The sequence below is a fragment of the Paraburkholderia sp. CNPSo 3076 genome, from assembly GCF_026343935.1.
Taxonomy (GTDB): domain Bacteria; phylum Pseudomonadota; class Gammaproteobacteria; order Burkholderiales; family Burkholderiaceae; genus Paraburkholderia; species Paraburkholderia nodosa.
In genome coordinates this window covers 12,345-24,291 of record NZ_JAPMAL010000047.1, presented here as the reverse complement: position 1 = coordinate 24,291, position 11,947 = coordinate 12,345, and the positions used below count along the sequence as shown (strand labels likewise).

At 64.3% G+C, this 11,947-nt stretch carries 9 protein-coding genes; all 9 read right to left on the bottom strand.

What is annotated here, in order from left to right; all coding sequences use genetic code 11:
* Positions 1-9: 9 nt before the first annotated feature.
* Positions 10-780, bottom strand: a complete 771-nt coding sequence (locus M3A49_RS36950) for an enoyl-CoA hydratase (RefSeq protein WP_266233264.1) — start codon at positions 778-780, stop codon at positions 10-12.
* Between the two features lie 103 nt (positions 781-883).
* Positions 884-2,083 (bottom strand): acetyl-CoA C-acyltransferase, encoded by a 1,200-nt coding sequence (locus M3A49_RS36945; protein ID WP_266233263.1) that lies wholly within the window; start codon positions 2,081-2,083, stop codon positions 884-886.
* A 34-nt stretch (positions 2,084-2,117) separates the two neighbouring features.
* The gene (locus M3A49_RS36940; protein ID WP_266233262.1) at positions 2,118-4,559 is read right to left on the bottom strand and encodes a 3-hydroxyacyl-CoA dehydrogenase/enoyl-CoA hydratase family protein; all 2,442 of its coding nucleotides are present in this window, start codon (positions 4,557-4,559) and stop codon (positions 2,118-2,120) included.
* Between the two features lie 129 nt (positions 4,560-4,688).
* On the bottom strand, positions 4,689-6,476 hold the full coding sequence (locus M3A49_RS36935; protein ID WP_266233261.1) for an acyl-CoA dehydrogenase C-terminal domain-containing protein: 1,788 nt from the start codon (positions 6,474-6,476) through the stop codon (positions 4,689-4,691).
* Positions 6,477-6,546: 70 nt separating this feature from the next.
* Complete coding sequence (locus M3A49_RS36930; RefSeq protein WP_028206015.1) at positions 6,547-7,146, bottom strand: TetR/AcrR family transcriptional regulator; 600 nt, start codon at positions 7,144-7,146, stop codon at positions 6,547-6,549.
* 242 nt (positions 7,147-7,388) lie between these two features.
* Positions 7,389-8,777 carry a phospholipase D-like domain-containing protein gene (locus tag M3A49_RS36925; protein WP_266233259.1) on the bottom strand — a complete coding sequence of 463 codons (1,389 nt, stop codon included), beginning with the start codon at positions 8,775-8,777 and terminating at the stop codon, positions 7,389-7,391.
* 7 nt (positions 8,778-8,784) lie between these two features.
* A complete protein-coding gene (gene nudB / locus M3A49_RS36920) occupies positions 8,785-9,279 on the bottom strand; it encodes a dihydroneopterin triphosphate diphosphatase (protein ID WP_266233258.1) in 495 nt (164 codons plus the stop codon).
* A gap of 150 nt (positions 9,280-9,429) precedes the next feature.
* Positions 9,430-11,235, bottom strand: coding sequence for an aspartate--tRNA ligase (gene aspS, locus M3A49_RS36915; RefSeq protein ID WP_266233257.1), 1,806 nt, complete (start codon positions 11,233-11,235; stop codon positions 9,430-9,432).
* A gap of 63 nt (positions 11,236-11,298) precedes the next feature.
* Positions 11,299-11,940 carry a DUF502 domain-containing protein gene (locus M3A49_RS36910; RefSeq protein ID WP_042266455.1) on the bottom strand — a complete coding sequence of 214 codons (642 nt, stop codon included), beginning with the start codon at positions 11,938-11,940 and terminating at the stop codon, positions 11,299-11,301.
* Positions 11,941-11,947 lie beyond the last annotated feature (7 nt).

Here is an 11,947-nt window from a genome sequence, read left to right as displayed (position 1 = left end):
CGTTAGCGCTCAATCGAACTGCCGGAAATCCGGCCTGCGCTTTTCGAGGAAAGCCGTGAACGCCTCGCGTGCTTCGGGTGCGAGCAGCATCTTGCCGAAGTGCACGAACTCTTCGCTCATGCGCGTCTTGATCTCGTGCGTATCCGCGCGCTTCATAAGCGACTTCGTCACGCGCAGCGACGAGGCGGGCAGCGCCACGAGCTTCGCCAGTTGGCCGCTAACGAACGCGTCGAGTTCGGCCGCCGGCAGCACGCGGTTCACGAAGCCCATGCGATGCGCTTCCGCCGCATCGAAGGTCTCGCCGAGCAGCAGCTTTTCCGCCGCGCCCTGGTGGCCCGCAATGCGCGGCAGCAGCAGCGACGAAGCCGCTTCGGGGCACAGCCCGAGTTGCGCGAACGGCACGGCAAAACGCGCGTTGTCGGCCGCATAGACCATGTCGCAATGCAGCAGCAGCGTCGTCCCCACACCGATCGCCGGCCCTTTCACCGCGGCGACGAGCGGTTTCTCAAAAGCCGCGATGGCGTCGAGAAAGCGGATCACGGGCGAATCGGCGCCAGCGGGCGGAGCCTTCAGAAAGTCTTCGATGTCGTTGCCGGCCGTGAAGATCTCGGCGTGGCCGCGCAGCAGCACCGCGCGCACCGAGGCGTCCTTGTTCGCGCCGGTGAGCGCGTCGGCCATCGCCTGATACATCGCGGGCGTGAGCGCGTTCTTGCGCGCGGGCCGGTCGATAGTGATCGTGAGCACGCCGTTTTCGTGTGCTACCTGGATTTCGTTGCTCATGTGCCTGTCTCCTCGCATCCCAATCGTGATACGAAAAACGGTCCGCAGACCGCGAAGTCTGCGAACCGTGTCGATAACGCCAATGCGCTAATCGGATGAACGCTTACAGCCGCTCGATGATGCCCGCCGCCCCCATGCCGGTGCCGACGCACATCGTCACCATGCCGTACTTGTAGTTGCGGCGACGCAGGCCGTGCACGACCGTCGAGGCGCGGATCGCGCCCGTCGCGCCGAGCGGGTGGCCGAGCGCAATTGCGCCGCCAAGCGGGTTGATCTTCGAAGGATCGAGGCCGAGGTCCTGGATCACGGCCAGCGACTGCGCGGCGAACGCCTCGTTCAGCTCGATCCAGTCGAGATCGTCCTGCTTCAGGCCCGCGGCCTTCAGCGCCGCCGGAATCGCTTCCTTCGGACCGATGCCCATGATCTCCGGCGGCACGCCGCGCACCGCGAAACTCACGAAACGCGCGAGCGGCGTGAGGTTGAACTGCTTGAGGATCTTCTCGGAGACGACAATCAGCGCGCCCGCGCCGTCCGAAGTCTGCGAGCTGTTGCCGGCCGTGACCGAGCCCTTGTTCGCGAACACCGCGCGCAGCTTCGCGAGGCCTTCGAGCGTGGTATCGGCGCGCGGGCCTTCGTCGAGTTCGATCAGGCGCTCCTTCGCCTTCACTTCGCCCGAAGCGAGATCCGGGAAACGCTCGACGAGCGTGTACGGCGCGATTTCGTCCTTGAACTCGCCGGCCTGCTGCGCGGCAAGCGCGCGGCGGTGCGATTCGACCGAGAACGCGTCCTGCGCCTCGCGGCTCACCTTCCAGCGCTCCGCCACTTTCTCGGCCGTGAGGCCCATGCCGTAGGCAATGCCAACGTCTTCGTTGCGGTCGAAGATATGCGGCGAGAGCGACGGCTTGTTGCCCATCATCGGCACCATGCTCATCGACTCGCAGCCGCCCGCGATCATCGCGTCGGACTCGCCCACGCGGATGCGGTCCGCGGCCATGGCGAGCGCCGTGAGGCCCGATGCGCAGAAGCGGTTGACGGTCACGCCGCCCACGCTCTGCGGCAGCCCCGCGAGCAGCGCGCCGATACGCGCCACGTTCAGGCCCTGCTCGGCTTCCGGAATCGCGCAGCCGACGATGGCGTCTTCGATCACGCTCGTGTCGAGGCCGGGCACCTGCGCGACGGCCGACTTGATTGCGTGAACCAGCAGCTCGTCGGGGCGGGTGTTCCTGAACATGCCGCGCGGCGCCTTGCCGATGGGCGTGCGGCTCGCGGCGACGATGTATGCGTCCTGCAACTGTTTGCTCATCTCTTACTCCAGTATCTGGTGTGCGTCGTGCCGCTTAGTTGCGCACCGGCTTGCCGGTTTGCAGCATGCCCATGATGCGTTCCTGCGTCTTCTGCGTGCCGAGCAGATCGACGAAGGCGCGGCGCTCTAGCTTGAGCAGCCATTCTTCGTCGACGAGACTGCCGGCCTCGACGTCGCCGCCGCACACTGCTTCCGCGATGCGGCTCGCGATCAGGAAGTCGTGATCGCTGATGAAGCGGCCGTCGCGCATGTTCACGAGCGAGGCCTTGATGGTCGAGATCGCCGAGCGGCCCGCCACCGGAATCTGCGTGGCGCGCAGCGGCGGGCGGTAGCCCGCAGCGGAGAGTGCGCGCGCTTCCTTCTTCGCCGTATCGAGCAGTTCGAACACGTTGAAGACGATCGTGTCCGAAGGCTTCAGATAGCCCATTGCGCGTGCTTCATGCGCCGAGGCCGAAACCTTCGCCATCGCCGCGTTTTCGAACGACTTCTGCAGGAACCGGAGCAGATCGCTCGGTGCCGCGCCAATCGCCTGCGCGCCTTCGGCAGCACGAATCGCCGCTTCCTTCAGGCCGCCGCCAGCAGGCACGAGACCCACACCCACTTCCACGAGGCCGACATAGCTCTCGACGTGCGCCACGCGCTTCGCGCTCTGCAGCATGATTTCGCAGCCGCCGCCGAGCGCGATGCCCGACACCGCCGCGATCACCGGCACGTTCGCGTACTTCACGCGCAGCATCGTGTCCTGGAACTTCTTCACGAACGGCTCGATGCCCTTCGCCCCGCCCATCATGAACGCGGGCATCGCCTCTTCGAGGTTCGCGCCAGCCGAGAACGGACCGCCCGGCGCGCCGAGCTTGAGCGACGTCGGTTGCCAGATCACGAGGCCCTTGTAGCCGTCTTCCGCGATGTCGATGGCCTTCACGAGGGAGTCGAGCAGGCCCGGGCCCATCGTGTTCATCTTGCTTTTGTACGAGACGATGACGACGTCGTCCTCGCCCGCGCGGTCGTCCACCCAGGCGCGCAGGTTGTCGTTCTCGAACAGCGTCTTGCCGTAGGTCTTCGGATCGCGTGCGCTCGTTTCACCGAACAGCGCCGCACGGAACACCTGACGCTCGTACACCGGCAGCGTCGAGCGCGGCACGAAGCGCGCTTCAGCGGGCGACCACGAACCTTCCGCACCGTGCACGCCGCCGTTCGCGGCGACCAGGCCTTCGAACACCCAGGCGGGCAGCGGTGCATTCGACAGCGCCTTGCCCGCGTCGATGTCTTCCTTCACCCACTCGGCGACCTGCTTCCAGCCCGCGGCCTGCCAGCCTTCGAACGGACCTTCGTTCCAGCCGAAGCCCCAGCGGATCGCGAGATCGACGTCGCGCGCGTTGTCCGCGATCGACTGCAGATGCACGCCGATGTAGTGGAACACGTCGCGGAAGATCGACCACAGGAACTGCGCCTGCGGGTGCTGCGTTTCGCGCAGCAGCTTCAGGCGCTCGGCGGGCGGACGCTTGAGGATGCGGCCCACCAGTTCGTCGGCCTTGCCGCCGCCATCGACGTACTCGCCCGTGTTGGCGTCGAGCACCTTGATCGACTTGCCTTCCTTGCGATAGAAGCCGCCGCCCGTCTTCTGGCCGAGCGCGCCCTTCGCCACGAGACCCGCGAGCACGGCCGGCGTTTCATACACAGGGAAGAACGGATCGTTCTTCAGGTTGTCCTGCATCGTTTTGATGACGTGCGCCATCGTGTCGAGACCCACGACGTCCGCTGTGCGGAACGTCGCCGACTTCGCGCGGCCAAGGCGCGCGCCCGTGAGGTCATCGACTTCGTCGAAACGCAGACCGAACTTCTTCGCCTCGGCGATCACCGCGAGGATCGAGAACACACCCACGCGGTTCGCGATGAAGTTCGGCGTATCCTTCGCGCGCACCACGCCCTTGCCCACCACGCTCGTGAGGAACGATTCGAGCTGGTCGAGGATTTCGGGCTTCGTTTGCGACGTCGGGATCAGCTCGACGAGGTGCATGTAGCGCGGCGGGTTGAAGAAGTGCACGCCGCAGAAGCGCGCCTTCAACGCATCGTCGAAGCCATGCGAGAGTTCGGTGATCGACAGGCCCGAGGTGTTGGTCGCAAAAATCGCGTTCGGGCCGAGGTGCGGCGCGACCTTCTTGTAGAGGTCGTGCTTCCAGTCCATGCGCTCGGCGATCGCCTCGATCACCACGTCGCATTCCGCGAGCTTCGCGATGTCGTCTTCGTAGTTCGCAGGCGTGATGTATTGCGCGTCGTCCTTCACGCCGAACGGCGCGGGCGAGAGCTTCTTGAGCGTCTCGATCGCCTTGAGCGCGATGGCGTTTTTCGGGCCTTCTTTCGCGGGCAGATCGAACAGCAGCACGGGCACGCGGGCGTTGATCAGGTGCGCGGCCATCTGCGCGCCCATCACGCCGGCGCCGAGCACGGCCACCTTGCGAATATTGAGGTTGCTCACGTTGTTCCTCCAGCGGGTATGCAATGTCGAGCGGATTGAGGTGTGGGGGCGGCGTGCCTCAACGGGCGCCGCCTCTGGACATCGTGTTGACAGGGCGCGCGCCTTTGAAAAGCGCACGCCCGTTGGCTTTTAGAACAGCGCTTCGTCGATTTCCATCAGCGTCTTCGAACCCGCGCGCGCCTGGCGGATCGACGTGGCGGTTTCGGGCAGCAGCTTCGCGAAGTAGAAGCGCGCCGTGGCCAGCTTCGACTTGTAGAACGGATCGCCCGAGCTTTCCTTGTCGAGCGCGATGCGCGCCATGCGTGCCCAGAAGTAGGCGAACACGAGGTGGCCCGCCGTGCGCAGGTACGGCACCGCGGCCGCGCCCACTTCGTCCGGGTTCTGCATCGCCTTCATGCCGATTTCCATCGTGAGCTTCTGCATCTTGTCGCCGATGTCGGCGAGCGGATTCACGAACTCCTGCATTTCCGGCTTGATGCCTTCGGCTTCGACGAAATCCGTCACGAGCTTGCCGAACTTCTTGAGCTTCGCGCCCATGTCGCCCAGCACCTTGCGACCCAGCAGGTCGAGCGACTGGATCGTGTTGGTGCCTTCGTAGATCTGGTTGATACGCGCGTCGCGCACGTACTGCTCCATGCCCCACTCGGAGATGAAACCGTGGCCGCCAAACACCTGCATGCCGAGGTTGGTGCTCTCGAAGGCGTTGTCGGTGAGAAAGGCCTTGATGATCGGCGTGAGCAGCGCGACGAGGTCACCGGCTTCCTTGCGCTCGCTTTCATCGCCGTGCGAGAGTTCCTTGTCGATCTGCAGCGCCGACCAGTACGTGAAGGCGCGCGCGCCTTCGGCCCAGGCCTTCTGCGTGAGCAGCATGCGGCGCACGTCCGGATGCACGATGATCGGGTCCGCGGCCTTTTCGGGCGCCTTCGGACCGGTCAGCGCGCGCATCTGCAGACGCTCCTTCGCATACACGAGGGAGTTCTGGTAAGCGACTTCGGTGAGACCGAGACCTTGCATGCCGACGCCCAGACGCGCGGCGTTCATCATCACGAACATGGCGTTCAAGCCCTTGTTCGGTTCGCCGACGAGCCAGCCCTTCGCGCCGTCGAGATTCATCACGCAGGTCGCGTTGCCGTGAATGCCCATCTTGTGCTCGATCGAGCCGCACTTGATGCCATTGCGCTCGCCCACTTCGCCCGCTGCCGTGGGGATGAACTTCGGTACGACGAACAGCGAGATGCCCTTGGTTCCCGGCGGCGCATCAGGCAGACGCGCGAGCACGAGGTGGATGATGTTCTCGGCCATGTCGTGCTCACCGCTCGAGATGAAGATCTTCGTGCCGGTGATCGCATACGAGCCGTCGCCGTTCGGCTCGGCCTTCGTGCGCAGGATGCCGAGGTCGGTGCCGCAGTGCGGCTCGGTCAGGCACATCGTGCCGGTCCACACGCCTTCGACGAGCTTCGGCAGATAGGCCTTCTGGAGTTCGGGCGTGCCGTGCGCATGCAGACACTCGTAGGCGCCATGCGAGAGACCCGGGTACATGGTCCACGCCTGGTTCGCCGAGTTCAGCATTTCGTAGAGCGCGTTGTTCACGAACGCGGGCAAGCCCTGGCCGCCGTATTCGGGATCGCAGCCGAGCGCGGGCCAGCCGGCTTCGACGTATTGCCTGTACGCTTCCTTGAAACCAGCAGGCGTGGTGACGACGCCGTCGCCGGCGTAGGTGCAGCCTTCACGGTCGCCGACCTGGTTCAGCGGAAACAGCACCTCGGAGCAGAATTTGCCGGCTTCCTCGAGCACCTGGTTGATGGTGTCGGCGTCGAGGTCGGCGTGCTTCGGCATCTGCTTCACTTCGCCTTCCACGTTCAGCAGTTCGTGCAGAACGAACTGCATGTCGCGCAGCGGCGCGGTGTACTGTCCCATGTCTTCTCTCCAAAATTTGAGCTTCGGGTCCCTCGCGCGCCGCCGCGACTTCGATGTTGCAGCTTGGGCGCTACTGGGTCTCGCTCTGATACGAAACAATCAGCTTCTCGAACGCGGCCCACGTATGCTCGACCGCGTCCGGCAGATGCAGGAAGCGGCCGTCATGATGCAGGCCGAGCGTCACGCTATACAGTTCGAAGAGCATCAGCGCGGGATCGGTCTCCTTGCGCAAATGGCCTTCTTCAATTGCCTGCGAAATGGCCCTCAGGAGCGCAGCACGCCACATCGACACGCTCGCGACCAAGGTCTCGCGCACCTGGCTGTCGGCGCGGTCGTCGTACTCGACGGCGCCGCTGATGTAGATGCAGCCGGTCGTGACTTCGTGAATGCGCTTCTCGAACCATCGCGACAGCATCGCACGCAGACGCGGCAAACCGCGTGGCTCGCGCAAACTCGGAAAGAAGACTTCTTCCTCGAATCGACGGTGGTACTCGCGCACCACCTCGACCTGCAGGTCTTCCCGAGACCCGAAGTGAGCGAAGACGCCACTCTTGCTCATCTGCATGCGCTCGGCGAGCAGGCCGATGGTCAGGCCTTCAAGGCCATCGCGACCTGCCAGGTCGAGTGCTGCGTCCAGAATGGCGGCTCGTGTCTGTTCGCCTTTTCGCATAGCTTTCTTTACCGTAACGATGTGGCCGCGATGTCGCTGTCAACTGCTCATTAACTGCTTACATCTGGGCTCGAATTAAATCGAACGGCCGTACTATTGTTGAGGACAGCCGTCCGCGAAACAAGGACTTTATTAGAAACCGGTTTCTAACCGGTACTCTAATTTTCGGGGTTCGGGCGCCGCGCGCAAGCCGACATTCTCTCGATTGCACGTGCGCTGATTCGTATGGCAGCGTTCTGTTTCTAGTCGTAGCCGCCCACGGTGATCAGCTTCATGAGCGCGCGATAGAACGCCCAGGCGAACCAGTTCACGGCGCGCACGTGCCACGGCCGCGCCTCGTAACGCGCGCGGTCGATCTGCGCGGCGTCGCCGAAAGCCGCGAGGATCTCGCCGCGCAGCTGTTCGATCTGTGGATGCTGCACGAGCAGCACGTTGGCCTCGTTGTTGAGCACGAGGCTGAGCGCATCGAGGTTCGAGGAACCCACAGTGCCCCAGCTCGAATCGACGACGGCCACCTTGCCGTGGAGCATCGTTTTCTCGTACTCAGCAATCTGCACGCCCGCGCTCAAGAGCTGGTGATAGAGGAACGGCACTCCGTAGTCGAGCACCTTGAATTCCTTTCGTCCGACCAGAAGCTTGACCGCCACCCCGCGCTCCGCGGCGCTCACGAGCGCGCGTCGCAGCCGCCGGCCCGGCATGAAGTACGGATTGGCGAGCAGCACCTCCTTGCGCGCCTCGCCGATGGCGTCGAGATAAGCCTTTTCGATGGCGCGCCGGTTCACCACGTTGTCGCGCGCGACGAACGCCACGCAGGGCACCTGCGCCGCGCGCGGATCGCGCACGCTCGCGCGCAGGCGCTCGCGCAGACGCGTGAAAAAGCGTTTCGCGCGCGACGAGCGCACGGTGGGCGCAAGCGCGCGAAGCGCGTCGTCGACGATCTGCGTGGGGCGCCCCACCGTGTGCCCGGTGGGATGCGGCGACATGAAGCCCGCGCTCGCGGGCACGCCGGGCGACAGTTGCTGGGGCAGCGGCGGCCGGTAGCCGAGCCGGATACGCCGCCACTGCTGCTCGATCGCGAGGCGCACGTCCACGACCACGGGGCCATACAGCTCGACGGCGAAATCCCAGCGTGCATACGGCAGCCGGTGGCCGTCCTGCTCGAAATCGTCGATCACGTTGATGCCGCCACAAAAGGCGAACTGGTCGTCGATCACGGCGAGCTTGCGGTGCGTGCGCGAAAAGCCAAAGCGCCCGAAGATGTGCGGGTTGTAGACGCGGTGCTCCACCCCCGCGCCCGGCCAGGTCTCGAACAGCGCAATGCGCGGCGAGCCGATGCCGTCGGTGATCACGCGCACGCGCACGCCGCGCGCCGCCGCGCGCATGAGCGCGTCGGAGAGCGCACGGCCGATGTCGTCGTCGCAGAAGATATAGGTTTCGAGCGCGACATCGCGCACGGCGGCGTCGATGCGTTCGATCATCGCGCCAAACAGACCGGCGCTCGAGCCGAACAGGCGCACGTCGTTGCCGCTCGTGAAGCGATAGCGCGAACGATAGCGCCGGCCAAGCAGCGCCTCGCGCAGCCTCACCATGCGCTGCGATTCAATGCCGGGATCGGTACTGGTTTCGCTCATGTTGCGCTCACCCGCGTCCCTCACATCCTTCGCGCCCTTCGCGTAGCCGCATGGGCAGTTGCAGAATGGCCTCGCGGTTCGACCACGAGAAGCACTTCGCCGCCGCCTGCTCGTAGGGCAGCCATACATAAGCCGTATGCTCGCGCGGCGCGAGCGTGACGACTGTGCCCGTGGGCACTTCCAGGCTGAACCAGTGCTCGGTGTTGCGCGTGACGCCGGGCGCATAGCGATGGCGCCACACAGGATAGATTTCGTACTCGATCTCGTGGTGCCAGTCGAGCAGCGCCGCCTGCGGAACGCCCACCGCGCCGACAGCAATACCCGTCTCCTCGCCCACCTCGCGCACGGCGGTTTCGGCGAACGGCTCGCCCGGGCGATCTTTCGAGCCGGTGACCGACTGCCAGAAACCCGGGCGGTCGGCGCGTTCGATGATCAGGACCTCCAGTTGCGGCGTATGGATGACGACGAGTACGGATTCCGGAATCTTCGGCGGCTTCTGCATGGTGTTGGAGCGTGGGGAGGAACGCGCGCTGCGCGCTTGCGGCGCGTCTAAAGGTAATTTAACGCAAAAAGCAAAAAAGGCGCACGATGCGCCTTTTTTGTTGTTGCGATGCAAAAGCCCTGACGGGCCTTCGCAGCCAGGGAGTGCGGCTTACTGCGCCGTCTTCTGCTCGGGTTGACGCAGACGGATGTGCAGTTCGCGCAGCTGGCGCTCGTCCACCGGGCTCGGGGCCTGCGTAAGCAGGTCCTGCGCGCGTTGCGTCTTCGGGAACGCGATCACGTCGCGAATCGAATCGGCGCCGGCCATCATCGTGACGATGCGGTCCAGACCGAACGCAATACCGCCATGGGGCGGCGCGCCGTATTGCAGCGCGTCGAGCAGGAAGCCGAACTTCGCGCGCGCTTCTTCCGCATTGATCTTGAGCGCGCGGAACACCTTGCTCTGCACGTCTTCCTGATAGATACGCACCGAGCCGCCGCCGATCTCCCAGCCGTTCAGCACCATGTCGTAAGCCTTGGCGAGGCAGCGGCCCGGATCCGTTTCGAGGTATTCCAGGTGCTCGTCCTTCGGGCTCGTGAACGGGTGGTGCGCGGCCACGTAGCGGTTTTCTTCCTCGTCGTACTCGAACATCGGGAAGTCGACCACCCACAGCGGCTTCCAGCCCTTCTCGACGAGGCTGTTGGCCTTGCCGAACTCCGAGTGGCCGATCTTCAGGCGCAGTGCACCGAGGCTGTCGTTCACGACCTTCGCGCGATCTGCCGCGAAGAAGATGATGTCGCCGTCTTGCGCGCCGGTACGCTCGAGGATCGCGGCAATCGCGGCGTCGTGCAGGTTCTTGACGATCGGGCTTTGCAGACCGTCACGGCCTTTCGCGGCTTCGTTGACCTTGATCCACGCGAGACCCTTCGCGCCGTAAATGCGCACGAATTCCGTGTAGCCGTCGATGTCGCCGCGCGACAGCTCGCCACCCTTCGGCACGCGCAGCGCCGCGACGCGGCCGTCCTTCGTGTTGGCCGGTGCGCTGAACACCTTGAAGTCGACGTCCTTCATGGCGTCGGTCAACTCGGTGAATTCGAGCTTCACGCGCAGGTCCGGCTTGTCCGAACCGAAGCGGCTCATGGCTTCCGAGTACGGCATGATCGGGAATTTCGCGTCGAGCTCGACGTCGATCGTTTCCTTGAACACGTGACGCGCCATATCTTCGAACAGGTCACGGATTTCCTGCTCGCCGAGGAACGACGTTTCGCAGTCGATCTGCGTGAATTCGGGCTGACGATCGGCGCGCAGGTCTTCGTCGCGGAAGCACTTGACGATCTGGTAGTAGCGATCGAAGTTCGCCACCATCAGGAGCTGCTTGAAGAGCTGCGGCGACTGCGGCAGCGCGAAGAACTGGCCCGCGTTCACGCGCGACGGCACGAGGTAGTCGCGCGCGCCTTCCGGCGTGCTCTTCGTGAGCATCGGCGTTTCGATGTCGATGAAGCCGAGCGCGTCGAGATACTTGCGCACGGCCATCGTCACGCGGTAGCGCAGACGCAGGTTGTGCTGCATCTGCGGACGGCGCAGGTCGAGCACACGATGCGTGAGGCGCGTGGTTTCCGAGAGGTTGTCGTCGTCGAGCTGGAACGGCGGCGTGACCGACGCGTTGAGCACCACGATTTCGTGGCACAGCACTTCGATCTTGCCGCTCGTGAGGTTCGCGTTGACCGTGCCTTCCGGACGATTGCGAACGAGACCCTTTACCTGCACGCAGAACTCGTTGCGCACGCCTTCGGCGATCTTGAACATTTCCGCGCGGTCCGGATCGCAGACGACCTGAACGAGGCCCTCGCGGTCGCGCAGGTCGATGAAGATGACGCCGCCATGGTCGCGGCGGCGCTGCACCCATCCACACAGCGAAACAGTTTGGCCCAGCAGCTGTTCGGTCACCAGACCGCAGTATTCAGATCTCATCGACATGATGTTCGTCTTTCGTTATGCATGAATGAACGGGAGCGGCGCGCAGCAGCGCGTCGTCCGGTATTAAAGCGGAGGATCGATGGGGCGGCGTGGTGAGGTTGCCGGCGCGACCACGCCCATCGAAACAATATACTTGAGCGCGGCGTCGACGGTCATGTCCAGCTCGACCACCTCGCTCTTTGGCACCATCAGGAAAAAGCCCGACGTCGGATTCGGCGTAGTCGGGACATACACGCTCACGTGATCTTCCTGCAGGTGGTTGACCACGTCGCCGCCGGGAATGCCGGTGAGAAACGCGATCGTCCACGAACCCTTGCGCGGGTACTCGATCAGGAGCGCTTTGCGAAATGCATTGCCGTTGCTCGAAAGCAGTGTATCGGAAACCTGCTGGATGCTGCCGTACAGCGGTCCGATGATCGGAATGCGGCGCACCAGCGCGTTCCACCACTCCACCAGCTTCTGGCCGATGAAGTTGTGCGTGAGCAGACCGACCCCGAAGATGAACGCAAGCGTAAGCACCGCGCCGAGTCCCGGCAGGCGCACACCGAACATGCGCTCCGGCCGCCACGATTCGGGCAGCAGCAGCAGCGTCTGATCCATCGTGCCGATGACGAGGTTCAGCACCCACAGCGTGATGGCCAGCGGCACCAGCACCAGCAGGCCGGTCAGGAATACCGATTTGAACGTCGCTTTCTTGATCGTCATGTACACC